The following is a 25,253-nucleotide window of genomic DNA, read 5'->3' on the forward strand; positions in this document are numbered from 1 at the left end:
CAGCGTTCCTCCCGGGAAACAGTCGTGATGCGGCCGGGTAACACCGGCACCGCACGGTGTGGTCATGACCTCGAATACGCGTGTGGTGGTGATCGGCGCCGGGCTCGCGGGCGCCCGGCTCGCCCGGCGGCTCGAAGAGCTCGGCGCGTCCGGCGGCACGGCGGGCGCCCCCGCCCTGTCCGTCGAGCTCGTCGGCGAGGAGGAGCACCGCCCCTACAACCGCGTCCTGCTCGCCGAGGTCCTGGCCGGCCGGTACGCGCCGGAGGTGATCGCCCTCCCGGTGCCGGGCGGACTGACCCGCGGCCGGGTCACCGGAATCGACCGCGCCGCGCGCACGCTGAACTGCGCGGACGGCTCGGTGATCGCATACGACACGCTGGTCCTCGCGACCGGCTCGAACCCCGTGCTCCCGCCGCTGCGCGGCCTGTTCGGCCACGGCGGGCACGAACTCCCGGAAGGCGTCCACGCGTTTCGCACCATGGACGACTGCCTGGGGCTGTCGAAGGCGGTACGGCCCGGCGCCCGCGCCGTCGTGATCGGCGGTGGTCTCCTCGGCGTCTCCGCGGCCCGCGCGCTCGCCGTGCGCGGCGCCCAGGTGGTGCTGGCCCAGCAGGCCGAGCGGCTCATGGAGCGCCAGCTCGACCCGTCCGCGTCCCGTCTGGTCCACCGGCACCTCACGGACCTGGGTGTCGAGGTACACACCGAGTGCCGGGTGCGCGACGTGCGCTGTGTCGGTGGCGCGGTCCGCTCCGTCGAGATGGCCGACGGGTACGCCCTCGACGCCGACCTCGTCGTCCTGGCCTGCGGCGTCCACCCGCGGGTGGGCCTCGCCCAGGACGCGGGACTCGCCGTCCACAAGGGCATCCTCGTCGACGACGAACTGCGCACGTCCGACCCGCACATCCGGGCGATCGGCGACTGCGCCCAGCACAAGGGCACCCTCTACGGCTTGGCCACACCGGCGCTCGAGCAGGCGGACATACTCGCCGAGCTGATCGCCGGAGACGCGAACGCCCGCTACACCGGGACCCGCTCCCTGACCCGCCTCACCCTCACGGGCGGCGACGCCCCCTTCGACCTCGCCGCGTTCGGCGAGCCCGAACCCCGCCCGGGCGACGACGTCGTCCAGCTCGCCGACGCCACCCGCGGCACCTACCGCAGGGTCGTCGTCCGCGACGACCGCGTGGTCGGCGGCGTGCTCGTCGGCGAACTCGGCACCGTCGGCGCGCTCGCCCGCGCCTGGGAGGGAGCAGAGCCGCTCCCCTCGGACGGCGCACCCCTGCTCCACCTGCTCACCAACGATGGAGGCTCCTGAATGTCCACGGACGCGACGAAGGCGGCGAACGCCACCGACGGGACCGCACACACGATCGTGCTCGTCGGACACGGGATGGTCGGCCAGCGCTTCCTCGAAGCGCTCGCCGAGCGCGGACTGACCGCCACGCACCGCGTGGTCGTGCTGTGCGAGGAGCCCCGCCCGGCGTACGACCGGGTCCAGCTCACCTCGTACTTCTCGGGCCGCACACCGGACGAACTCTCGCTCACCGACGCGGAGTTCATCAAGGATCACGGCATCGAGCTGCACCTCGGCGACCCGGCCGAGTCGATCGACCGCGCGGCACGGACCGTAACGGCCCGCTCGGGCCTGGTGGTCTCGTACGACACCCTCGTCCTCGCCACCGGCTCGTACCCCTTCGTCCCGCCGGTCCCCGGCAAGGACGCCGAGGGCTGTTTCGTCTACCGCACGATCGAGGACCTCCTCGCGATCGAGGAGTACGCGAAGGCGCGGGCCACGACGGGTGCGGTGGTCGGCGGCGGCCTGCTCGGACTCGAGGCGGCGGGCGCGCTCAAGGGACTCGGACTCACCACGCACATCGTGGAGTTCGCACCGCGCCTGATGCCGGTGCAGGTCGACGAGGGCGGTGGCGCCGCGCTGCTGCGCACCATCGAGGACATGGGCCTGACGGTCCACACGGGCACGGGCACGCAGGAGGTCGTCGCCGGCGACGACGGCGCCGTGACCGGCATGAAGCTGTCCGACGGCTCCGAACTCCCCACGGATCTGGTGGTGTTCTCGGCGGGTGTACGCCCCCGGGACCAGCTCGCCCGCGACACCGGACTCGACGTCGGCGAGCGCGGCGGCATCACGGTCGACGAGCAGTGCCGCACCTCGGACCCGCACGTGTTCGCGATCGGCGAGTGCGCGCTGGCGTCGGACGGCCGGGTGTACGGCCTGGTCGCGCCGGGCTACGAGATGGCCGAGACGGCCGCCGCCACGATCGCGGCCGACGAGGCGAGCTTCACCGGCGCCGACCTCTCCACCAAGCTCAAGCTCCTCGGCGTCGACGTCGCGTCCTTCGGCGACGCGCACGGCGCCACCGCGGACTGCCTCGACGTCGTCTACGCCGACTCGCGCTCGGGCACGTACAAGAAGCTCGTCATCGGCCGCGACGGCCGGCTGCTGGGCGGCATCCTGGTCGGTGACGCGCAGGCGTACGGCACCCTGCGCGCCTTCACCGGTTCGGTGCCGCCGATCGCCCCCGAGCAGCTGGTCCTGCCGGAGGGCGCGGGCGCCCCGGTCGCCCTCGGCCCCTCCGCGCTCCCGGACTCCGCCGTCATCTGCTCCTGCCACAACGTCACCAAGGGCACGATCCGCGGCGCGGTCACCGAGCACTCGTGCACGACGGTTCCGGAAGTCAAGAAGTGCACCAAGGCGGGCACGGGCTGCGGCAGTTGCGTCAAGGTCCTCGGCCAGCTGGTCACCGCGGAGCTGGAGGCGAGCGGCGTCGAGGTCGACAAGGGCCTGTGCGGCTGCTTCTCGCAGACCCGCGAGGAGCTGTACGAGATCGTCCTGGCCCTGAGGATCACTTCGTACCGGCAGCTCCTGGACCGCCACGGACGGGAGAACGCGCGCGGCGGCGACGGCTGCGAGACCTGCAAGCCCGCCGTCGCCTCGATCATCGCCTCGCTCGCTCCGACGATCGGCGCGGACGTGTATGTCCTGGGCGGCGAACAGGCCGCGCTCCAGGACACCAACGACCACTTCCTCGCCAATCTGCAGAAGAACGGCTCGTACTCGATCGTGCCCCGCATCCCCGGCGGCGAGATCACCCCCGAGAAGCTCATCGTGATCGGCGAGGTGGCCAGGGACTTCGGCCTCTACACGAAGATCACGGGTGGCCAGCGCATCGACATGTTCGGGGCGCGGGTCGAGCAACTTCCGTTGATCTGGGCGAGGTTGGTGGACGCCGGCTTCGAGTCGGGCCACGCGTACGGAAAGGCTCTCCGCACGGTCAAGTCATGCGTGGGCCAGACCTGGTGCCGCTACGGCGTGCAGGACTCGGTGCGTATGGCCATCGACCTGGAGCTGCGCTACCGGGGGCTCCGGTCCCCGCACAAGCTGAAGTCGGCGGTCTCCGGGTGCGCCCGCGAATGTGCCGAGGCCCAGTCCAAGGACTTCGGCGTGATCGCCACCTCGAGCGGCTGGAACCTGTACGTCGGTGGCAATGGCGGCGCGACCCCGCGCCACGCCGACCTGCTGGCCCAGGATCTGTCCGACGCCGAACTGGTCCGCCTCATCGACCGGTTCCTGATGTTCTACATCCGTACCGCCGACCGTCTGGAGCGCACATCGACCTGGCTGGAGCGGATCGAGGGCGGCCTGGACCACGTACGCGATGTGGTGGTCCACGACTCGCTGGGCATCTGCGAGGAGCTGGAGGCGCTGATGTCGGCGCACGTGGCGAACTACCGCGACGAGTGGGCCGAGACCATCAACGACCCCGAGAAGCTGGCCCGGTTCGTGTCCTTCGTGAACGCCCCGGACACCCCCGACCCGGTCGTCGGCTTCGTCCCCGAGCGCGACCAGATCAAGCCCGACCTGCCGCTGCTGACCATCGGCACTCGTCCCCTGGAAGGAAGCGCCCAGCGATGACCCTGGCACCCGAGACGACCGACCTGAAGATTCAACTGCAGCTGGAGGACAGCTGGCTGACGGTGTGTGACCTCTCCCAGCTGAGTCCCGGCCGCGGAGTCGCCGCCCTCCTCCCCGACGGCCGCCAGGTCGCGGTGTTCCTGGACCGCACGGGCCGGACGTACGCCATCGACAACCGCGACCCGTTCAGCGGCGCGGCAGTGCTCTCCCGCGGCCTGACGGGCACTCACCAGGGCCGCCCGTTCGTCGCCTCCCCCCTCCTCAAGCAGCGCTTCGACCTGGAGTCGGGGCAGTGCCTGGACGACGAGACGGTGCGGGTGACGACGTACGAGGTCCGCACCTCCTGACCGCCGGGGTGGCCGGACCAGCCCATGCCCATCGGCCACCCCAGGCTTACTTGACCGATCGTTCCGCGCTGAGCCTCCCCCACGCTCGGCTTCGCTCGCGCGGGGGACCCCCATCGCCGCCCTGGACCACATCGCCGACGGCGTCCGTATCAACGTGGTCAGCCCCGGCGCCTCCGCCACCGCCATGTCGCTGCGCCCCGGCGAGACGGAGGCCGAACGCGTGGACCGCGTGAAGCACGAACTGCCGCTCGGCCGGGTGTCGGCGACGCAGGAGGTGGCCGCGGCCGTCCTCTACCTGGCGTCCGACGACGCGGCGTCGGTGGTCGGCACGGATCTGGTGGTCGACAGCGGCGGTTCCCTCTGACTCGAACACGGAGGCACACGGTTCGTTGCTCGACGGCTGCCCGGACAGCTGCGCGGCCCTGGCACGGCGGAGGCCGTACGGCGCCCCGGAAGGTGGCCGCACGGCGGGACCCGCCGGGGAGGGCGGCGGGGCCGCGAAGCCCCGCCGCCCTCCCCGGGTCGTCACACCTTGAGCGCGTCGTACGTGACTCCGGTCAGCCGCTCCGATGCGGCCCAAAGCCGTTCCGCCGCCGTGTCGTTGAGCGTCCACCCGGCACGCCAGGACTTCCCGGGCGAGCCGCGCCACATCGCGAACGACGGTCCGATGAACGCGTCGGGCCGCACGTCGGGTGCGGTGGCCGCGTACAGCGAGGGCAGCGCCCCGGCCTCGGCGCTCTGCGCGAAGACCCGGTTGCCGATCTCCATGAACCGCTCGGCGCCCTTGCGGCCCTCCAGCTTCGGCCCGGCGGTCTGCAGGTTGGTGGACGCGTACCCGGGGTGCGCGGCGGCCGCGACGACGTCGGAGCCGATGTCGGCGAGCCGCCGCGCCAGCTCATGGGTGAAGAGGAGATTGGCGGTCTTGGACCGCGCGTAAGCGATCCACTTTCTGTACGGCCCGCGCTCGCTGTTGAGGTCCTCGATGTCGATGTTGGCCAGCGCGTGCACCATGCTGGAGACGGTCACGACCCGGGCGTCCGGAGTCCCCAGCAGCGCGGGCAGCAACAGCCCGGTGAGTGCGAAGTGCCCGAGATGGTTGACCCCGAACTGGGTCTCGAACCCGTCTGCGGTGCGGCCGAGGGGCAGAGCCATCACACCGGCGTTGTTGACGAGGAGGTCGAGGCGGTCGTACGCCCGCTCGTACACCGCCGCGAACTCCCGTACCGAGTCCAGATCCCCGAGGTCCAACCGCTGGAATTCCACGTCCGCGCCGGGCACTTCGGCGGCAATCCGCTCCCCGGCCTCGGTCCCCCGCGTCTCGCTGCGGCAGGCGAGGACGACCCGTGCGCCCCTGCGGGCGAGTTCGCGTGCCGTGATGTAGCCGAGGCCGCTGTTGGCGCCCGTCACCACGGCGGTGCGGCCACTCCGGTCGGGGATGTCACTCGCATTCCAGCCGGCCATGGCGGGGCTCCCTCTGCCTGTGCGTGTGGTCTCAGCGTACGAGGAGCGGTCACGGTCCGTACGCGTCGGGGCGAAGCGGACGGACGCGTGGCGCCTCGCACCCCGCCTTCCAGCACCTCGCCATCCGGCACACCGCCGTCCAGCACCCCGCCGTGCGGCCAACACCCCAGGACCGGAACCTCCGCCGTCCCCCTGACCGTGCTGGGCCTGTCCCTGCTCACCGTGGGCGCGGCAGGCCTCTGCCTCACCCGCGTACGCCGACACGACTCGTCGGCGCCGACGGAAGCGGCACCGGCACCAAACCCAAGAGGGCGGCACCCCCCGCACAGGGGTACCGCCCTCTCGTGGTGCGCCGGGACCGCTGGCTGTCGGTGAGGGTCAGGATGACCGACAGCGGTTCCGGGGGTCTCAGGGGATCAGCGGTGGTCGCTGCCCTTCGACGTCGACGCCGCGCGACCCGCCTCCAGGCGGGCCACCGGGATCCGGAACGGCGAGCAGGAGACGTAGTCGAGACCCACCTCGTGGAAGAAGTGGACCGACTCGGGGTCACCCCCGTGCTCGCCGCAGACGCCGAGCTTCAGGTCGGGGCGCGTCTCGCGGCCGGCCTTCGCCGCGGACTTCACCAGCGAACCGACGCCGTCCCTGTCGATCGTCTCGAAGGGGGAGACACCGAAGATGCCCTTCTCCAGGTACGCCGTGAAGAAGGAGGCCTCCACGTCGTCCCGGCTGAAGCCCCACACCGTCTGGGTGAGGTCGTTCGTGCCGAAGCTGAAGAACTCCGCCGCCTCCGCGATCTGGCCTGCCGTCAGGGCGGCGCGCGGCAGCTCGATCATCGTGCCGATCGCCAGCTTCAGCTCCGTACCCGTCGCCGCCTGCACCTCCGCGATGACCTGGTCGGCCTCCTCGCGGACGATCTCCAGCTCCTGGACGGTGCCGACGAGCGGAATCATGATCTCCGCCCGCGGGTCGCCCTTCGCGTTCTTGCGCTCGGCCGCGGCCTCCGCGATCGCCCGTACCTGCATGGTGAAGAGACCGGGGATGACCAGGCCCAGGCGCACGCCCCGCAGGCCCAGCATCGGGTTCTGCTCGTGCAGCCGATGCACCGCCTGGAGCAGGCGCAGGTCGTTCTCGTTGGAGTCCTTGCGGGACTCCGCGAGGGCCACACGGACCGACAGCTCGGTGATGTCCGGCAGGAACTCGTGCAGCGGCGGGTCCAGGAGACGGATCGTCACCGGGAGGCCGTCCATCGCCTCGAAGAGCTCGACGAAGTCCTGCTTCTGGAGCGGGAGCAGACCCTTCAGCGACTCCTCGCGCTCGGCGTCCGTGTCCGCCAGGATCAGGCGCTCGACCAGCTCGCGCCGGTCACCGAGGAACATGTGCTCGGTACGGCACAGGCCGATGCCCTGGGCGCCGAAGCGACGGGCCCGCAGGGCGTCTTCCGCGTTGTCGGCGTTGGCGCGGACCCGGAGGCGGCGCACCCGGTCCGCGTAGGCCATGATCCGGTGCACCGCGGCGACCAGCTCATCGGCGTCGTCGGCGCCCGCGTGCATCCGGCCCTCGAAGTACTCGACGACCGGCGACGGGACGACCGGGACCTCGCCCAGGTACACCTTGCCCGTCGAACCGTCGATCGAGAGGACGTCGCCCTCCTCCACGACGACCCCGCCGGGGGCGGTCAGCCGGCGGCGCTTGGTGTCGACCTCGAGCTCCTCCGCACCGCACACACAGGTCTTGCCCATGCCGCGCGCGACGACGGCGGCGTGGGACGTCTTGCCGCCGCGCGAGGTCAGGATGCCCTCGGCCGCGATCATGCCGTCGAGGTCGTCCGGGTTCGTCTCGCGGCGGATCAGGATGACCTTCTCGCCCGAACGCGACCACTTGATCGCCGTGTACGAGTCGAAGACGGCCTTGCCGACCGCCGCACCCGGCGACGCCGCGATGCCCCGGCCGATCTGCTCGACCTTCGCCTGGTCGTCGAAGCGCGGGAACATCAGCTGGGCGAGCTGCGCGCCCGTCACGCGCTGGAGCGCCTCCGCCTCGTCGATCAGGCCCTGGTCCACCAGCTGCGTGGCGATGCGGAAGGCCGCACCCGCCGTGCGCTTGCCGACGCGGGTCTGCAGCATCCACAGCTGGCCGCGCTCGATGGTGAACTCGATGTCGCAGAGATCCTTGTAGTGGTTCTCCAGGGTCTCCATGATCTGCATCAGCTGGTCGTACGACTTCTTGTCGATCTGCTCCAGCTCCGCGAGCGGGACCGTGTTGCGGATGCCCGCCACCACGTCCTCGCCCTGCGCGTTCTGCAGGTAGTCGCCGTACACGCCCTGGTGGCCGGAGGCCGGGTCGCGGGTGAAGGCGACGCCCGTGCCCGAGTCGGGGCCCAGGTTGCCGAAGACCATCGAGCAGACGTTGACCGCCGTGCCGAGGTCGTGCGGGATGCGCTCCTGGCGGCGGTACAGTTTCGCGCGGTCGCCGTTCCACGAGTCGAAGACCGCCTTGATGGCGAGGTCCATCTGCTCGCGCGGGTCCTGCGGGAAGTCGCGACCGGCCTCGGACTTGACGATCTTCTTGAACTTGGTGACCAGCTTCTTCAGGTCGGCCGCTTCGAGGTCCGTGTCGACCGTGACCTTCTTGGCGTTCTTGGCCGCCTCCAGGGCGTCCTCGAAGAGCTCCCCGTCGACGCCGAGGACGGTCTTGCCGAACATCTGGATGAGGCGGCGGTACGAGTCCCACGCGAAGCGCTCGTCGCCGGCCTGCTTGACCAGGCCCAGGACGGACTTGTCGGAGAGGCCGATGTTCAGGACGGTGTCCATCATGCCCGGCATGGAGAACTTCGCCCCGGAACGGACGGATACGAGCAGAGGATTGTCGGCCTGACCGAGCTTCTTGCCCATCTTCGTTTCGAGGGCTTCGAGGTGTGCACTCACCTCGTCACGCAGTGCCGCCGGCTCCTCGCCACTGTCGAGGTACGTCTTGCACGCCTCGGTGGTGATGGTGAAGCCGGGAGGGACCGGAAGACCCAGGTTGGTCATCTCGGCAAGGTTCGCGCCCTTGCCGCCAAGGAGGTCCTTGAGGTCCTTGTTGCCCTCGGTGAAGTCATAGACGAACTTCACGCCCTCGACGCCGCTCTCAGCTACGTGGGGATCTTTGTTTTCCGACACGAGTCTCGACTCCTCGACGTCGCGGTGGCTGCCCTGACGACGGGGAACATACCCAGATCGAAGGCGCCTGGGTACGTCCACTTGCGCGTCATGCGCCTGTAACCACTCGTCCGCCAGCAGATCGAAAGTCAAAGCTTGGCAAGTCATAGAGGCGCGATGTTTTCACTTCTTGAACGAATCAACGCCCGTAGACCATTGTAGTTGCTCAGGTGAGCGACGTCTGGCACGTCTGAGTTTAATCGATGAACGATCAAGGGGTGGCACTGAGTGCCACCCCTTAGGGAAGTGCAGCCGCCCAAGATCCGCTCATCTGAGCGGAGACCTTATCAAGGGTGGCGAGAATCACGCCGCATGAGACGGCCAAATGTCACCATGCGGACCGCGATGCGGACACGACACGGGGATGTCACACGCCTGGATGTGCGCCTGATGTGCCCGAATGCTCCTGCGGGCACCCCAGCGTGCCTGGGGGCGCCTGGATGCGCGAGGGTGCGCCTGGCCGTCACACGCCGAGCGCGGCCAGTCGCTCCTCGGCCCGCTCCGGCGCGTACAAGTACTCGACGACCAGCGCCCCGGCCCCGACCAGCCCCGCCCGCTCGCCCAGCTGCGAGGTCACCACGTCCAGATGAGCGGTGGAGCGCGGCAGCGCCCGCTGGTACAGCAGCTCACGCACACCGGTGAGGAAGGGAGTTCCGGCCAAATCCCCGGCGATCATCAGTACGCCGGGGTTGAGCAGCGTCACCACGGTGGCCAGTACGTCACCGACCTGCCGCCCCGCCTCCCGCGCGAGCGCCATCGCCTCTGGGTGCCCGGCCGTCAGCAGGTTGCGCACATCCGAGCCGGAGGCGGCCGGAACCCCGGACTCGGCGAGCCGTCGCGCCACCGCGCCACCACTCGCGACGGCGGCCAGACAGCCGTACGAGCCGCACCGGCACAGCGCCTCGGCGCCCACCCGGATGTGCCCGATGTCGCCGGCGCCTCCGTCGATGCCGCGGTAGATGGCGCCGCCCACGACCATGCCGGCGCCGATACCGGTGGAGACCTTGACCAGGGCGAACGCCGAACAATTCGGGTATCCGGTGCGCTGTTCGCCGTACGCCATGAGGTTGGCGTCGTTGTCGACGAGTACAGGGATGTCCGCCCTGGCGCCCGATCGCGCGGCGAAGGCCCGGCCCAGGCGTCCTCTTACGTCGTAGCCGTCCCAGCCCGGCATGATCGGCGGCTGTACGACGCGGCCGGTGTCGCTGTCGACGGGGCCCGGCACCGCGAGCCCGATGCCGCACACCGCGTCCACCGGGTGCCCGGCCTTCTCCAGCAGTTCGGCGAACCAGCGCCCGAGTTCTCCGAGGACCACCTCCGGGCCCTCGTCGATCACCAGGACCCCCGTGTGCTCGGCCAGGATCTCGCCGGTCAGGGTGAGGACGGCCGCCCGGCCGTGCCGGGTGTCGAGGTCGGCGGCGAGGACGACGGCGTGGGCGTCGTCGAACTCGAGGGTGATGGAGGGGCGGCCGCCCAGCGGCGAGTCCACCGGACCCCCCGCACCCTCGCGCAGCCAGCCCGCCCGGAAGAGCCGGTCGAGCCGCTGGCCGACCGTGGCCCGCGACAGGCCGGTGGCCTGCTGCAGTGCGCCGCGCGTCGTGGCGCGGCCACTGCGCACCAGTTCGAGCAGATCTCCGGCGCTCGCCTGGTTTCCGGCCTTCACGGCTCTCCCTGCCCTTCCTGCCATGCGCACCCCCTTGCGTTCCTCAACTCTGCATTACATATTGAGTTTTGCGTGTTAAATAGACGTAACTCTGCGGTACCTACTGCCGAACTGGTCGGCCGGACGTCTTCGGGGAGACCTGAGTGGACAGCACAACCCAGCTCACCGCCCTGCGCACGGGCACCCCCACCCCCGTGCACACCTCCGGCACTCCCGTACCCAGCTCCGGCCCGCCCTCTTCGCCCGCTCCGGGCGAGATCAGCCATTCCGGATCACTTGTATACGATCCCGCCGACCCGGCGGGTTCACTGCACCTCAGGGCCGCCCGGGTCCTGAACGGCAACTGGACGGGAACGTCCACGGTGCCCTCGCGCGGTCTGTATCCGCACCAGTGGTCGTGGGACTCCGCGTTCATCGCGATCGGACTGCGCCATCTGTCCCCGCTGCGGGCCCAGATCGAGCTGGAGACCCTGCTCGGCGCGCAGTGGGCCGACGGGCGGATCCCGCACATCGTCTTCAACCCCTCCGTGCCACTGGACGCGTACTTCCCGAGCCCCGACTTCTGGCGCTCCTCGACCGCGGGGCGCGCTGCGGGCGCCCCGCGCACCGTACAGACGTCGGGCATCGTGCAACCACCGGTGCACGCGCTCGCCGTGTGGCTGGTACACCGCGCCGACCCGGGGCTGTCCCGGGCCCGCAACTTCCTCCCCCGGATGTATCCCCGCCTGGCGGCCTGGCACCGCTACCTCCTGCACCGCCGGGACCTGGGCGGCGGGGGTCTCGCCTCCGTGGTCCACCCCTGGGAACAGGGCATGGACAACAGCCCCTGCTGGGACGCCCCGCTGAGCCGGATCACCCCGGCCCCGGCCCGCTCCTTCCGCCGCGCCGACCTCGACCACGGGACCCCCGAGGACCGTCCCACCGACCTCGACTACGGGCGGTACGTACGCCTCGCCACCGACTACCGGGACCGCGGGTACGCGGACGGGGTGGACGAGGGGGTGGCCCGCAGGGCCTCGGTCGAGGGTGGTGGTGGGAGACGGGCGGGCGAGTTCGCGGTCGAGGATCCGGCGTTCAACGCCCTGCTGATCGCGTCGGAACACGCGCTGGCGCGCATCGCGCAGGAGCTGGGCGCGGCGGGGACGGCCCGGCACGCCCGGGCCGAGCGCCTGACGGCGGCGCTCGTGGAGCGACTGTGGGATCCGGCGGCGGGGTTGTTCTTCTGCCGGGATGTGTATGGCGGGGAGGAGGGCGAGAGCAGTGCTTTCGGTGTGGAGCGGGGGTCACGAAGCGGTGCTCTCGATTCGGAGCACGGGCCACGAGGCAGCGCCGCCGGTCCGGGGAGCAGTGCTCTCGGTTCGGAGCAGGAGTCACGAAGCGGTGCTCACATTCCGGAGCGGCGCTCGCAGAGCGGTGCTCTTGATTCGGAGCGGCGCTCACAGAGCACTGCTCACGCTTCTCAGCAGCGCTTCCAGAGCAGCGGTCACGCTTCGGAGCGGCGCTCTCCTAGTGGTGCCCTGATCCCCGAGCGCAGTGTCGCCGGGCTGCTCCCCCTCATCCTCCCCGCGCTCCCCCACGACATCGCAGTCGCCCTCGTACGCACCGCGAGCGGCCCGCACTTCGAACTCGGCGGAGCGACGCGGCTCGTGCCGAGTTACGACCTGACCGGGCACGCGTTCGATCCGCACCGGTACTGGCGCGGGCCGGCCTGGTTCAACACCAACTGGCTGCTGGAGCGGGGGCTGCGGCTGCACGGGGAGCACGCGCGGGCGGACGGGTTGCGGGCCGCGCTGCTCGACACGGCCGGGGAGTCCGGGTTCGCGGAGTACGTGGACCCGTACACCGGCGAGGCCTGCGGAGCACTCGGCTTCAGCTGGACGGCCGCACTGACGCTGGACCTGCTGCACGAGCCCTCAGGGGCGGACCAGGTCGTATCCCACCCGGGGCACGACGCGTTCGACAAGGCACACAGCTCCACAGGGCACAACACCACACGACACAGCGCATTCGAGACGGGCGCCAAGGGAGGGGACCGGGGATGACGGACCGGCATCATCTGCTCGTGCACGGTGGGACGTTCGCCGCCGTGGGCGACGGCGGGGACATCAGCGGCGTGCGGGGCGGCAGCTCCCCGGACGGGTTATTCGTACAGGACGCCCGGCACCTCAGCCGCTGGCAGCTGACCGTCGACGGCGCGGTACCAGAGGCGCTCACGCCGGTCGCGGACGGCGACACGGCACGCTGTGTACTGGTGCCGCGCGGCGGTCGCACCGAGCCGCCCGCGTACACGCTCTTCCGTGAACAGGCCGTCGCCGACAGCGCGTTCGTGGAGGCCCTGCGCGTCACCAGCAACCGTCCGACGCCCACGACGGTCCGTATCGCGGTCACCGCGGACGCCGACTTCACGGACCAGTTCGAGCTGCGCTCCGACTACCGTACGTACGCCAAGACGGGCGTGGTCCGCCAGCGCCAAGTGCTGGACGACGGCGTGGAGTTCAGCTACCGGCGCGGTGAATGGCGATCCCGTACGACCGTCACCTCCGAGCCCGCCCCGGACGGCGTCGAGGAGACGGGCACGGGCGCGCGTCGCCTCGTATGGACCCTGGATCTCGAACCGCACGGTTCGGCGGAGCTGTCGCTGCGGGTCGCGGCGCGTCCGCACGGCGCCGCGCACGATCCGCGGGTACCGCTCTCCCCCGCCGCCGCCAACGAGCAACTCCTGACTCTGGAGGGCGAGTTCGCCGAGGGCGTGCCCTTCCCGACCGGCTGGCCGGAGCTGGCCGCGGCCTGCGCGCGGGGCCTGTCCGACCTGGCGGTGCTGCAGGTACCGGCGACGGGGCCGGACGGTGAGGAGCTGCGTGTCCCGGCGGCCGGAGTCCCCTGGTTCCTCACCCTGCTGGGCCGTGACGCTCTGCTGACCTCGCTCTTCGCGCTGCCCTACCGCCCCCAGCTCGCGGCCGCCACGCTGCCCGCGCTGGCCGCGACCCAGGCGACGGAGACGGGGGCCGGGGCGGTGGCCCAGCCCGGCAAGATCGTGCACGAGGTGCGGCACGGTGAGCTGGCGCACTTCGGACAGGTGCCGTACGGGCGCTACTACGGTTCGGTGGATGCGACGCCGCTGTTCCTGGTGCTGCTCGGCGCCTACACCGAGCAGACCGGTGATCCGGCTCCGGCCCGGCGCCTGGAGGCCAACGCCCGCGCGGCGATCGGCTGGATGCTGGACCACGGCGGGCTGACCTCCCGCGGCTATCTCGTCTACCGCGCGGACGGCGGCGGTCTCGCCAACCAGAACTGGAAGGACTCCCCGGGCGCCATCTGTTCGGCGGACGGCAGCCGTCCCAGCGGCCCGGTGATGGCGGCGGGCGCGCAGGGGTACGCGTACGACGCCCTGCGCCGCACCGCGCACCTGGCTCGCACGGTCTGGGACGACGAGGTGTACGCGGCCCTGCTCGAACAGGCCGCCAGTGACCTCCGCGACCGCTTCCAGCGGGACTTCTGGATGGCCGAACACGCATTCCCGGCCCTGGCGTTGGACGGTGACGGTCACCACGTGGACGCGCTCGCGTCGGACGCGGGCCACCTTCTGTGGTCCGGCCTCCTGGACAAGGAGTACGGCGAACTGGTCGGCCGCCGACTGCTGGAGCCGGACTTCTTCTCCGGCTGGGGCGTGCGCACGCTGGCCGCCGACCAGCCGGCCTACCACCCGCTCTCGTACCACCGCGGCTCGGTCTGGCCGCACGACAACGCGCTGATCACGCTGGGGTTGGCACGGTACGGCCTGCACGACGAGGCCCGCACGGTCGCCCACGCCCTCGTCGACGCGGCCACCGCCGCCGGCCACCGTCTCCCCGAGGTCCTCGCGGGCTACGGCCGCGACACCCACGGCGAGCCGGTGCCCTACCCGCACGCGTGCGTACGCGAGTCCCGCTCGGCAGCGGCCCCGCTGGCACTGCTCACCGCCGTAGGGGGCGCCTGACCTCCCTGGGGTCGCCCCCGGCCGGCAAACTCCCCTCGCCTCTGTTCACCCGGCACCCCGAGCAGGTGCCGGGCTCGGGGCGGGTACGCTCACCGGCGCTCACCGGGTGCCGCTGCGCCCACCCGTGCCGCCCCAGCGGCACGATTGCCCGCAGTGGGGGGACGGCCAAATCACCCGCAGCCACCCACGCACGCCCCGCAGCCACCACACACGACCGCGGCCACGCACGCCCCGCAGCCACCACACACGACCGCACCCACGCACGCCCCGCAGCCACCACACACGACCGCGGCCACGCACGCCCCGCAGCCGCCCACGCTCGGAAGGGGCCGCGCCGGTACATCACCGCCCGTCGCTTACAGCTCCGCACAGCCAAGTCGAACCGTCTGCACCCCCGAGCAGTACGCACGCCACGCGACGGGCGGATGTACCGGCACGGCCCCGCCCCCCCACCGGACCGCAGTGCGAAGCGGCGCTCAGCCCCGAAGCGGCGCTCAGCCCCCGAAGCGAAACGCAGCCCCCGAAGCGAAGCTCAGCCCCCGGACGTGTCCAGCTCCGCGTCCTCGCCGATCCCCGCACAGTCGTACGGGTCCTTCAGCCAACCGTCCGGCAGCACCACCCGGTTGTTGCCGGACGTACGACCGCGGGGCCCGTCCGCACCGAGGGGCCAAGGCTGGTCGAGGTCCAACTCGGCAATCCCCTCGGAGAGTTCGGCGAGCGACGAGGTGATCGCGAGGCGCTTGCGCATTTCGGAGCCGACCGCGAAGCCCTTCAGGTACCAGGCCACGTGCTTACGGAAGTCGATGACACCGCGCGCCTCGTCGCCGATCCACTCGCCGAGCAGGGTGGCGTGCCGCACCATGACGGCCGCGACCTCGCGCAGCGTCGGGCGGGCGTAGGCATCCGTGCGGCCCTCGAAGGCGGCCACCAGGTCGCCGAACAGCCAGGGCCGGCCGAGGCAGCCACGCCCGACGACAACCCCGTCGCACCCGGTCTCCCGCACCATCCGCACCGCGTCCTCAGCGGACCAGATGTCGCCGTTGCCGAGCACCGGGATCTCCGGCACGTGCTCCTTGAGGCGCGCGATGGCGTCCCAGTCCGCCGTACCGCCGTAGTGCTGCGCGGCGGTGCGTCCGTGCAGCGCGATCGCCGTCACGCCCTCCTCGACCGCGATCCGACCGGCGTCGAGGAAGGTGATGTGGTCGTCGTCGATGCCCTTGCGCATCTTCATCGTGACGGGCAGGTCTCCGGCGCCGCTGACGGCCTCGCGGAGGATCGCCCGCAGCAGGTTCCGCTTGTACGGGAGGGCGGAGCCGCCGCCCTTGCGGGTCACCTTCGGGACCGGGCAGCCGAAGTTCAGGTCGATGTGGTCGGCCAGGCCCTCCTCCGCGATCATGCGGACGGCCTTGCCGACGGTCGCCGGGTCCACGCCGTACAGCTGGATCGAGCGCGGCTTCTCGCTCGCGTCGAAGTGGATCAGCTGCATGGTCTTCTCGTTGCGCTCGACCAGCGCCCGCGTGGTGATCATCTCGCTGACGAACAGGCCCTTGCCGCCGCTGAACTCGCGGCACAGCGTGCGGAACGGCGCGTTCGTGATCCCTGCCATGGGCGCGAGGACGACGGGCGGCTGCACGGTGTGGGGGCCGATCGACAGCGGGGACACGGGAGCGAGGGTCGGCGTGGACATTCCCCCATTGTCGCGTACGGCGACGCGTGCTCGTACGGCCCTGGGGCGGACACCTCCCCCGGATACGGGAGAGAAGATCATGTAGCAGTCATTAGTTAGACGCACTATCGAAAACGGCGTACTCTGATGGAATGCCAGAGCTCAGCCACCGCCACCGGATGCTGGTGCTCGCGATCTGCTGTATGAGCCTGCTGATCGTGAGCCTCGACAACACGGTTCTGAACGTCGCCCTGCCCTCGATGCAGAAGGAACTGCACGCGAGTGTGGCGGGCCTGCAGTGGACGATCGACGCGTACACCCTGGTGCTGGCCTCGCTGCTGATGCTCGCGGGCTCGACGGCCGACCGCATCGGGCGGCGCAAGGTCTTCATGGCGGGCCTGATCATCTTCACGGTCGGCTCGGTGCTGTGCTCCCTCGCCCCGAACCTCGACTCCCTCATCGCCTTCCGCATGGTGCAGGCGGTCGGCGGTTCGATGCTGAACCCGGTGGCGATGTCGATCATCACCAACACCTTCACGGACCCTCGCGAGCGCGCCCGCGCGATCGGCGTGTGGGGCGGCGTGGTCGGCATATCGATGGCCGCCGGGCCGCTGGTCGGCGGCCTGCTCGTGGACTCCGTCGGCTGGCGGTCGATCTTCTGGATCAACCTCCCGGTGGGCCTGGCCGCGCTGCTGCTCACCCTGCGCTACGTGCCCGAGTCCCGGGCGCCCAAGGCCCGCCGCCCCGACCCGGTCGGCCAGCTCCTCGTCATCGCCCTGCTCGGCTCGCTGACGTACGCGATCATCGAGGCGCCCAGCTCCGGCACCCTCAAGACCCTCGCCTTCGGCGCGGTCGCCGTCGCCGCGCTGCTCGGCCTTCTGCGGTACGAGCCCCGGCGCGCCGAACCCCTCATCGACCTGCGCTTCTTCCGCTCGGCGCCGTTCAGCGGGGCGACCGTCATCGCCATCAGCGCGTTCGCGGCGCTCAGCGGCTTCCTGTTCCTGTCGACCCTCTATCTGCAGAACGTCCGCGGCCTGGACGCGCTGCACGCGGGCCTGTGGATGCTGCCGATGGCGGCCATGTGCTTCGTGTGCGCTCCCGTGTCGGGCCGGCTGGTCGGCAGCCGGGGCCCGCGCTTCTCACTCCTGGTCGCCGGGGTCGCGATGACCGCGAGCGGCATCCTCTTCGCCGCCTTCGAGGCCGAGACCTCGAACGCCACGCTGGTCCTCGGTTACGTCCTCTTCGGCCTGGGCTTCGGCTTCGTGAACGCCCCCATCACCAACACCGCCGTCTCCGGCATGCCCCGCAGCCAGGCGGGCGTCGCCGCCGCTGTCGCCTCGACCAGCCGCCAGATCGGCGGCACCCTCGGCGTCGCCGTGGTCGGCGCGGTGCTGGCCTCCGGGGTGGCGGCCTCCGCGTACAAGGACACGTTCGTGTCGGCCGCCCGCCCCGGCTGGTGGATCATCGCCGGGTGCGGCCTCGCGGTCCTTGTCCTGGGCGCGCTGACCAGCGGACGCTGGGCGCGCGGCACGGCCGAGCGGGCGGCACAACAGCTGGAGTCCCCGGAGGTGCGGGACACGGTGGGCGTACGGACCCAGGACGCGCCCGCGGCCTAGCCGACCGCGGGCAGCCCGGTCACCCTCACCGGGCGGCCGGCCCGGTTACCCGCCGCCCGGTGGGCTCGGCCGCCCGGTCACCCACCGCCCGGGCGGCCTCGGCGCCCCGAGTACCCACCCCACCCGCCTAGGCCCTGTCGTCGAACTCCCGCCTGCTCCGCGACGCCTGGCACGCTCCCCCACCGCCTCAAGGGCGTGGGAGGTGCCCCGCCGCACCGGGCACAGACCCGAGATCCAGTACGAGGGCCTGTACCCGGCACGCCGAGAGCACGCACCAGACGCCGCGGAGCCGGCCCTCCGGGCGGACGACGGGAGTTCGACGACAGGACCTAGGCCGAGGCCGTCTCGGTCTCCGCCGCCAGCGCGATCTCGTGCAGCTTCTCCAACCGCTCGCGGCTCTCCTCGTCGCTGTGGGCGTACGTCACCATGCGGGCGCCCATGTCGGGGGCCAACCACAGGTCGGTGTGGTCGAGCGTGAGGAGCCCGACGTAGGGGTTGAGGAACTGTTTGGTCTTGCTGCGGGTGCTGACGACCTCGTACCGCTCCCAGATCTCGCGGAACTCCTCGGACTCCGTCCGCAGTCGCTTGACCAGCATCTTCCAGGCGGGTTCGCCGAGGTGTCCGGCCATCGAGGCGCGCAGCTTGGCGGCCATCAGGCGCATGGTCTCGTCGAGGAGGACGATCGAGCGGCGCCACTCCTCGTTGGTGAAGACAAGGACCATGCAGTTGCGGTCCTCCGGCGGTACGGCGTCGAGGTTGCCCATCAGACGGGCGTACGTGCGGTTGTACGCGAGGATGTCGTACCGGCTGTTCTGGATGCAGGCCGGGACGGGCTCCAGCTGGGTCAGCATCAGGCGCAGGGCCGGGGTGATGGTCGGGCACTGCGCGGCGGGCGAGGGGTCGACGGCGCCGGCCAGCTGGAAGAGGTGGGCGCGCTCGCTGGAGTCGAGCAGCAGGGTGCGGGCCAGGGCGTCGAGGACCTGCTCGGAGACCTGGATGTCACGGGCCTGTTCGAGCCAGGTGTACCAGGTGACGCCGACGGCGGAGAGTTGCGCGACCTCCTCGCGGCGCAGGCCCGGGGTGCGCCGGCGGCGGCCGCGGGGCAGTCCGACCTGCTCGGGCGTGATGCGTTCGCGGCGGTTGCGCAGGAAGGTGGCGAGCTCGTGCCGCCGGATCTCGCTGCCGCGTGGGGCCGCGGTACCACGCGGTTGCGGGGGTGCTGCGGTACCCGCCGTCTCCCGCGCGGCGGTGGTGGCGGTCGGGGCAGGGCCACTGGTCGTCGTCTCCTGCGCCATGGTCGTCATGCCTCCAGCCTGCCGTTCACCGGAACCTGTTTCCAGGTACTGCTTCTACCAGGATAAGAAGACTCTGGTACCAGCCTGAGGCCGGGAGAAGGCTGGACCACGTGACCGAAACCGGAACTATCACAACCCCAGTCCGTTCCCCCGTCGCACCACCCGTGCTCGGCGGCCTCGGACTCTTCACCGTGCTGCTCGGTGCGGCACTGCCTCTCATCGACTTCTTCATCGTCAACGTAGCCCTGCCGACCATCGGCCGTGACCTGAACGCGAGCGAGGCCGTCCTCGAACTCGTCGTCGCCGGCTACGGAGTCGCGTACGCCGTCCTGCTCGTCCTGGGCGGACGCCTCGGCGATCTCTTCGGGCGGCGTCAGTTCTTCCTCGGCGGCATGGCGGCCTTCGGCGTGACCTCGCTGGCGTGCGGACTCGCGCCCACCGCCTGGACCCTGGTGGCGGCGCGCGTCGCGCAGGGCGCGGCGTCCGCTGCGATGCTGCCGCAGGTGCTCGCCACCATCCAGTCGGCGACCGCGGGCCCGCGCCGTGCCAAGGCCATGGGCCTGTACGGGGCCACGGCCGGCCTGTCCATGGTGGTCGGGCAGATCCTCGGCGGCGTCCTGGTCGCGGCGGACATCGCCGGCACCGGCTGGCGTTCGGTGTTCCTCGTCAACGTGCCCGTCGTGATCCTCGGCCTGATCCTGGCCGCGCGTGCCGTGCCCGAGACGCGCTCGCAGCACCCGGAGCCGATCGACGCGCCGGGCACGGTACTGCTCGCGATCTCCCTGCTGACCCTCCTCGCCCCGCTGACGGAGGGCCGGGCGGCGGGCTGGCCGCTGTGGACCTGGGTGTCACTCGCTCTCTTCCCCGTCGCGGCGGCGGCGTTCTACTTCGTCGAACGCCGGGAGGACCGCAGCGGCCGTACGCCTCTGGTCCCCCCGAGCCTCTTCGCGCTGCTCTCCCTGCGCCGCGGCCTCGTGATGATCGTGCCGTTCTCGATCGGCTTCAGCGGGTTCATGTTCGTGATCGCGGTGGCGTTGCAGCGCGGTGCGGGCCTCGGTCCGGTGGCCGCGGGCCTGGCTCTCGCGCCCATGGCGGTCGTCTTCTTCGTCGTCTCCCTGTGCGGTCCCAGGCTGGTCGCCCGGTACGGCACCCGGGTCGTCACCGCCGGCGGGCTGATCCAGGCGGTGGGTGTGGCCCTTCTGGTGGTGACCGCCTGGCGGTCCTGGCCGAACCTCGGTGTGTGGGAGCTGTTGCCGGGCGCGGCGGTCGCGGGCGCGGGCCAAGCCCTCCAACTCCCGGTCATCTTCCGGATCATCCTCTCCGAGGTCCCGCCCGCCCGGGCCGGCGTCGGCAGCGGCGTCATGATCACCACCCAGCAGTCGGCCCTCGCCCTGGGCGTCGCCACGCTCGGCACCCTCTTCCTCTCCCTCGTACCGAGCCACGGCATGCAGGACGCCCTGGTGACCACGCTGTTGGTCCAGCTGGCGGGCGTGGCACTGACAACGGCGCTGAGTCTGCGACTGCCGCGCACGATCAGCTGAGCGCGGGGACCGTCCCAGGCCGGGTGGAGGGCGGCCTTCCGGGAGCGCGCCCCTCCCTCCGCGGACGCCTACGCAGGTGGGGCGACCAGCGTCTGCGACTGGTGCGCGCGGCGCAGTGCAGCCGCGACGAAGCCGTTCGTCTTCAGCTCCTCGACGAGGTCGTGGAGGAAACGGACGGTCTCGGGACGCCGGGTCATGATCGTGCCGACCGCCTGGTGGATCTGCATGAAGCGGTCCTCGATCAGGCGGAGTTCGGGATGCGCGGCGACGAACTCGGTCATCGGCCGGCGGATACCGGCGGCGGCCTCCAGGCCCTCGGCGCGGAACACCTCGACCCCCTCCTCCCCGCGCACGACGCGCGCGTGCCGCAGCGTGCGGGAGAGGAAGAGGTCGTAGGCGGAACCGCGCTTCACACCGAACTCGCCGCCGAAGAACCCCCATTGATCTTCGCCATGCTGCACACTCCTTGCTGCGCAAGCGGAGCGGTAACACCTGGAGGTGTCATGCTGCAGATCAACACGAGCAAGGTAAGCCGCTGGGACCAGCACGGCCGCGAGCACGTCGTACACGTCCAACGAGCGGGCGTGCAACGCACGATCAGATGCGACACCTGCGGCTGGCGCAAGGGCGCCCAGTTCCTGCCGTGGCTCAAGGCGGAGGAACACCTGGCGGAGGCGCATCAGGCGACGGTGGATCCGACGGAGTCATGAGGACAGCAGCCGGGCGGCGTCGCTGACGGGAGCCTGCGCCGCGACCACCTCGTCCGCACGCGCCCGCTTCATGACGGCCGCCCGCTCCTCATCGCGGGAACCCGCAAGGCGTCCCGATCGTCGAGTGCGTCAGCCATGGGCTTCCTCGCACCCATGCGGCCGGTACGGCCGCGACGGGCCGTGCGCGCCATGACGCGGGTCAGGCGCGCAGCCCCCGCAGAACCAGCTCCACGACCGCCTCGAACTCCGCGTCGATGCCCGGCTGTTCCCACTCACGGGCATAACACGGGTCGTGGAAGCGGCCCGTGGCGTCGAAGAGGGCGCGGGCCGTTACGGCGGGGGCGCCGGAGGCGAACGCACCGCGCTCGACGCCGTGCTCGATGATCGTGGTGAGCTGGCCCGTGAGGTCGGCGATGTGGCGCTCGACGACAGAGCTGTTCTCACCGATCAACACCATGTACGTGGCGAAGAGCTGAGGGTCGTCGCCCGCCTTGTGACGCTTGGCGGCGAACAGGGCCGTGAACCAGTCACGGAGGCGGGACTCGGGGTCGCGGTCCTCGGCGACGATGCCGGACAGCGCCTCGGACGTGCGGTCCAGCCAGCGCTCGGTGACGGCCTCCCGCAGCGCCGCCTTCGTACGGAAGTGACGGTAGACGCTGCCGTGGCTGACGCCGAGCGCGCGGGCCACGTCCACCACGGTGGCCTTGGCGGGCCCGTGGCGGCGCAGCACCTCCTCGGTCGCTTCGAGGATGCGCTCGGCGGTCAGTACGTCGGTGGTCGGTGCCATGTCGAAGACCGTACCTGCCGGTACCGTCAGCGCTCCGTGCCGAGGTGCGACATCTGCGCCTGCGGGTAGCGGTCGCCTGCGGCGGCGCCGTCCGGTACGGCCGCCTCGATCGCGGCGAGGTCGTCCGCGTCGAGCGTGACGTCCAGGGCACCCAGCGCCTCCGCCAGACGCTCCCGGGTCCGCGCCCCGACCAGCGGCACGATGTCCTCGCCCCGGGACAGCACCCAGGCGATCGCGATCTGCGCCACCGAGACGCCCTTCTGCTCGGCGACCTTCCGCAGCGCCTCGACGAGGCCGAGGTTGTGCCGCAGGTTGTCGCCCTGGAAGCGGGGGCTCATGGAACGGAAGTCGGTCGGGGCCAGCTGCCGGTCCGGCGTGAAGTGCCCGGAGATCAGACCGCGCGACAGCACTCCGTACGCGGTGATGCCGATGCCCAGCTCACGCGTGGTCGGCAGGACCTCGTCCTCGATGCCGCGCGAGATGAGCGAGTACTCGATCTGCAGGTCCGAGACGGTCGCGGTCGCGGCGGCCCGGCGGATGGTGTCCGCGCCGACCTCGCTCAGGCCGATGTGCCGTACGTGCCCGGCCTCCACCAGCTCCGCGATCGCCCCGACCGTCTCCTCGATCGGCACCTCGGGATCGGCCCGCGCGATCCGGTACACGTCGATGTGGTCCACGCCGAGACGCTGCAGCGAGTACGCGGCGAAGTTCTTCACGGCGGCCGGACGACCGTCGTACCCGGACCAGCCGCCGTCCGGATCGCGCAGTGCGCCGAACTTCACGCTGGTCAGCGCCTGCTCACGGCGCGCCGCGGGGGCCGAACGCAGCGCCTCGCCGATCAGCATCTCGTTGTGACCCATGGCGTAGAAGTCACCGGTGTCGAGCAGGGTCACGCCGGCCTCCAGGGCGGCGTGGATCGTCGCGACGGACTCGGCTCGGTCGGCCTCGCCGTACAGCGCGGACATGCCCATGCAGCCGAGGCCGAGGGCGGAGACCTGGGGGCCGGTGGTTCCGAGAGGGCGGGTTTGCATGAGGACTCCTTGGGTGTCCGTGGGGTGGTGCATTCACCATGACATGACAGATGACAGATTTCAATATCTGTCATCTGTCATCTGTCATTCGCCGACCGGACGGGAAGTTGGTCCAGACCTATTGACGAGAGGTCTGGACCACGAGCACTGTCATGCCTACGACACCTCACCGCACCCCCACCGGGAGGCCTCGCATGATCCGTCGCAAGCTGCGCCTGCTCGCCGTCGCGCTGTCGGCAGCCGTCCTCGCCCCACTGTCGATCGCCACCGCCCCCACCGCATCCGCGGCCGACACCTGCGCCGTGAAGTCCCGCCCGGCAGGCAAAGTCCTTCAGGGCTACTGGGAGAACTGGGACGGCTCGTCCAACGGTGTGCACCCGCCCTTCGGATGGACGCCGATCACCGATTCCCGTATCGCCGCGCACGGATACAACGTGATCAACGCGGCGTTCCCGGTCATCCGCTCCGACGGCACCGCGCTGTGGGAGGACGGGATGGACACGGGCGTGAAGGTGGCGACACCGGCCGAGATGTGCGCGGCCAAGGCGTCCGGCCGGACGATCCTGCTGTCCATCGGCGGGGCGGCAGCCGGGATCGACCTCAGTTCGTCCACCGTGGCCGACCGGTTCGTCGCGACGATCGTGGCCATTCTGAAGAAGTACAACTTCGACGGCATCGACATCGACATCGAGACGGGTCTCGTCGGCAGCGGCAACATCGGCCAACTCTCCACCTCCCAGGCCAACTTGATCCGCATCATCGACGGGGTGCTGTCCCGGATGCCGTCCGACTTCGGGCTGACCATGGCGCCGGAGACCGCGTACGTCACGGGCGGCAGCATCACGTACGGCTCGATATGGGGCGCGTATCTGCCGATCGTCAAGAAGTACGCGGACAACGGGCGCCTGTGGTGGCTGAACATGCAGTACTACAACGGCAGCATGTACGGCTGCTCCGGCGACTCCTACTCCGCGGGCACCGTCCAGGGCTTCACCGCGCAGACCGACTGCCTGAACAAGGGGCTGGTCGTCCAGGGCACCACCGTCAAGGTGCCGTACGACAAGCAGGTCCCGGGGCTGCCCGCCCAGTCGGGCGCCGGCGGCGGCTACATGTCACCGAGCCTCGTCTCCCAGGCATGGCAGCACTACGGCAGCAGTCTCAAGGGCCTGATGACCTGGTCCATCAACTGGGACGGCTCGAAGAACTGGACGTTCGGCAACAACGTGAAGGCCCTCCAGGGCCGTTGAGACACCTGAACCACAACGAGGCCGGACGGCGTGGCTGGACGGCGTGGCTGGACGGACCCGCTGATCCTCGCCGGGGCCGGCCTGTGCCTGCTGGTAGCCGCCGCGTTCGTGCTGCGCGAGCATCTGGCCCGTGCCCCCGTGCTGCCCTGCCGCTGCTGCGCTCCCGCCCGATGGGCGGAGGAGCGGCCATCGGCCTGCTGTTCAACTTCGCCTTCTACGGCATGATCTTCACCGCCAGCGTGTACTTCCAGCACCATCGCGGTCTGAGCGCGCTACGCACCGGGATCGCCCTCTTCCCGGCGGTGGTCATGACCACCTTCGCCTCCGTCCTGTCCGGGCGACTGGCAGGCCGCACCGGACACCGCCCGCTCGTGGTCACGGGCATGCTCCTGGGAGCGGCGGGTCTGGCCGGCTGGGCCACCACCGGCCCGAACCCGGAGTACCTGCTGCTGGTGGCGCCGATGATGGCGGCGGGCTTCGGCACGTCCTTCGCCCTCACCGGAGCAACCGCCACCGTGATGTCGGCCGCCCCGGACAAGTACTCCGGCACCGCCTCTGCCCTGTTCAACACCACCCGCCAGATCGGCAGCGCCGCAGGCGTCGCGCTGGGAGGTTCACTGCTGGCCGGCCCCGCCGGCTTCACCACTGGGCTGCGGACCAGCATGGCCATCGGCGCGGCCGCGTACCTGACGGCTGCCCCTCTCGCGCTCTTCTGCATCCCGCGGAAGGCACCTCGCCACCTCACCGGCTGAACAGCCGCGGGCCCGAGCAGATACGCCGAG

At 71.0% G+C, this 25,253-nt stretch carries 18 protein-coding genes and 1 pseudogene; 11 read left to right on the forward strand and 8 right to left on the reverse strand.

Going from position 1 to position 25,253, the window contains the following annotated elements; genetic code table 11:
• Window positions 1-64 precede the first annotated feature (64 nt).
• From OG390_RS16625 to OG390_RS16640, 4 genes and pseudogenes are all read left to right on the forward strand, one after another.
• Window positions 65-1,315 (forward strand): NAD(P)/FAD-dependent oxidoreductase, encoded by a 1,251-nt coding sequence (locus OG390_RS16625; protein WP_406168711.1) that lies wholly within the window; start codon window positions 65-67, stop codon window positions 1,313-1,315.
• Window positions 1,316-3,934, forward strand: coding sequence for a nitrite reductase large subunit NirB (gene nirB / locus OG390_RS16630; protein ID WP_406168713.1), 2,619 nt, complete (start codon window positions 1,316-1,318; stop codon window positions 3,932-3,934). It begins immediately after the preceding gene.
• Window positions 3,931-4,281 (forward strand): nitrite reductase small subunit NirD, encoded by a 351-nt coding sequence (gene nirD / locus OG390_RS16635; protein ID WP_406168715.1) that lies wholly within the window; start codon window positions 3,931-3,933, stop codon window positions 4,279-4,281. The genes nirB and nirD overlap by 4 nt, the downstream gene beginning before the upstream one ends.
• Window positions 4,282-4,372: 91 nt before the next feature.
• Window positions 4,373-4,645: pseudogene (locus OG390_RS16640) on the forward strand (SDR family oxidoreductase); the annotation flags it as partial.
• 161 nt (window positions 4,646-4,806) lie between these two features.
• Here the strand turns inward: OG390_RS16640 and OG390_RS16645 are convergent.
• From OG390_RS16645 to OG390_RS16655, 3 genes are all read right to left on the reverse strand, one after another.
• The gene (locus tag OG390_RS16645) at window positions 4,807-5,742 is read right to left on the reverse strand and encodes an oxidoreductase (protein WP_406168717.1); all 936 of its coding nucleotides are present in this window, start codon (window positions 5,740-5,742) and stop codon (window positions 4,807-4,809) included.
• 416 nt (window positions 5,743-6,158) lie between these two features.
• Window positions 6,159-8,900, reverse strand: a complete 2,742-nt coding sequence (ppdK, locus tag OG390_RS16650; protein ID WP_406168719.1) for a pyruvate, phosphate dikinase — start codon at window positions 8,898-8,900, stop codon at window positions 6,159-6,161.
• A 502-nt stretch (window positions 8,901-9,402) separates the two neighbouring features.
• Window positions 9,403-10,626 (reverse strand): ROK family protein, encoded by a 1,224-nt coding sequence (locus tag OG390_RS16655; protein WP_406168721.1) that lies wholly within the window; start codon window positions 10,624-10,626, stop codon window positions 9,403-9,405.
• Window positions 10,627-10,859: 233 nt separating this feature from the next.
• Between OG390_RS16655 and OG390_RS16660 the strand changes: the two genes are divergently transcribed.
• Together OG390_RS16660 and OG390_RS16665 are read left to right on the forward strand one after the other, a co-directional pair.
• Window positions 10,860-12,644, forward strand: coding sequence for an MGH1-like glycoside hydrolase domain-containing protein (locus OG390_RS16660; protein WP_406177706.1), 1,785 nt, complete (start codon window positions 10,860-10,862; stop codon window positions 12,642-12,644).
• Complete coding sequence (locus tag OG390_RS16665; protein WP_406168723.1) at window positions 12,641-14,578, forward strand: glycogen debranching N-terminal domain-containing protein; 1,938 nt, start codon at window positions 12,641-12,643, stop codon at window positions 14,576-14,578. Before OG390_RS16660 ends, OG390_RS16665 begins: the two co-directional genes overlap by 4 nt.
• A gap of 532 nt (window positions 14,579-15,110) precedes the next feature.
• Here OG390_RS16665 and dusB read toward each other — a convergent pair.
• The gene (dusB, locus tag OG390_RS16670; RefSeq protein ID WP_406168724.1) at window positions 15,111-16,265 is read right to left on the reverse strand and encodes a tRNA dihydrouridine synthase DusB; all 1,155 of its coding nucleotides are present in this window, start codon (window positions 16,263-16,265) and stop codon (window positions 15,111-15,113) included.
• 131 nt (window positions 16,266-16,396) lie between these two features.
• On the opposite strand from dusB, the gene OG390_RS16675 reads away from it, so the two are divergent.
• Window positions 16,397-17,860: an MFS transporter gene (locus tag OG390_RS16675; RefSeq protein ID WP_406168726.1), complete on the forward strand. Its 1,464-nt coding sequence runs from the start codon at window positions 16,397-16,399 to the stop codon at window positions 17,858-17,860.
• 329 nt (window positions 17,861-18,189) lie between these two features.
• Here OG390_RS16675 and OG390_RS16680 read toward each other — a convergent pair whose 3' ends face one another.
• Entirely contained in the window at window positions 18,190-19,164 is a 975-nt protein-coding gene (locus OG390_RS16680) for a helix-turn-helix transcriptional regulator (protein ID WP_406168728.1), read from the reverse strand.
• A 101-nt stretch (window positions 19,165-19,265) separates the two neighbouring features.
• Here OG390_RS16680 and OG390_RS16685 point away from each other — a divergent pair, with 101 nt between their 5' ends.
• Window positions 19,266-20,696 (forward strand): MFS transporter, encoded by a 1,431-nt coding sequence (locus OG390_RS16685; RefSeq protein WP_406168730.1) that lies wholly within the window; start codon window positions 19,266-19,268, stop codon window positions 20,694-20,696.
• A gap of 68 nt (window positions 20,697-20,764) precedes the next feature.
• Here the strand turns inward: OG390_RS16685 and OG390_RS16690 are convergent, their stop codons facing one another.
• Window positions 20,765-21,157, reverse strand: a complete 393-nt coding sequence (locus tag OG390_RS16690; protein ID WP_406168732.1) for a hypothetical protein — start codon at window positions 21,155-21,157, stop codon at window positions 20,765-20,767.
• A gap of 42 nt (window positions 21,158-21,199) precedes the next feature.
• Here OG390_RS16690 and OG390_RS16695 point away from each other — a divergent pair, with 42 nt between their 5' ends.
• Window positions 21,200-21,406 carry a hypothetical protein gene (locus OG390_RS16695; protein ID WP_399074425.1) on the forward strand — a complete coding sequence of 69 codons (207 nt, stop codon included), beginning with the start codon at window positions 21,200-21,202 and terminating at the stop codon, window positions 21,404-21,406.
• Between the two features lie 199 nt (window positions 21,407-21,605).
• On the opposite strand, the gene OG390_RS16700 is transcribed toward OG390_RS16695, so the two are convergent.
• Both OG390_RS16700 and OG390_RS16705 read right to left on the reverse strand, forming a co-directional pair.
• On the reverse strand, window positions 21,606-22,193 hold the full coding sequence (locus OG390_RS16700) for a TetR family transcriptional regulator (protein ID WP_399074427.1): 588 nt from the start codon (window positions 22,191-22,193) through the stop codon (window positions 21,606-21,608).
• A gap of 26 nt (window positions 22,194-22,219) precedes the next feature.
• Entirely contained in the window at window positions 22,220-23,224 is a 1,005-nt protein-coding gene (locus OG390_RS16705; RefSeq protein ID WP_406168734.1) for an aldo/keto reductase, read from the reverse strand.
• Between the two features lie 194 nt (window positions 23,225-23,418).
• Here OG390_RS16705 and OG390_RS16710 point away from each other — a divergent pair, with 194 nt between their 5' ends.
• Together OG390_RS16710 and OG390_RS16715 are read left to right on the forward strand one after the other, a co-directional pair.
• On the forward strand, window positions 23,419-24,471 hold the full coding sequence (locus OG390_RS16710) for a chitinase (protein ID WP_406168736.1): 1,053 nt from the start codon (window positions 23,419-23,421) through the stop codon (window positions 24,469-24,471).
• Window positions 24,360-25,223 carry an MFS transporter gene (locus OG390_RS16715; protein WP_406168738.1) on the forward strand — a complete coding sequence of 288 codons (864 nt, stop codon included), beginning with the start codon at window positions 24,360-24,362 and terminating at the stop codon, window positions 25,221-25,223. The genes OG390_RS16710 and OG390_RS16715 overlap by 112 nt, the downstream gene beginning before the upstream one ends.
• The last annotated feature ends 30 nt before the right edge of the window (window positions 25,224-25,253 follow it).

Origin of the sequence: Streptomyces sp. NBC_00996, assembly GCF_045162675.1 — a bacterium.
Classification (GTDB): domain Bacteria; phylum Actinomycetota; class Actinomycetes; order Streptomycetales; family Streptomycetaceae; genus Streptomyces.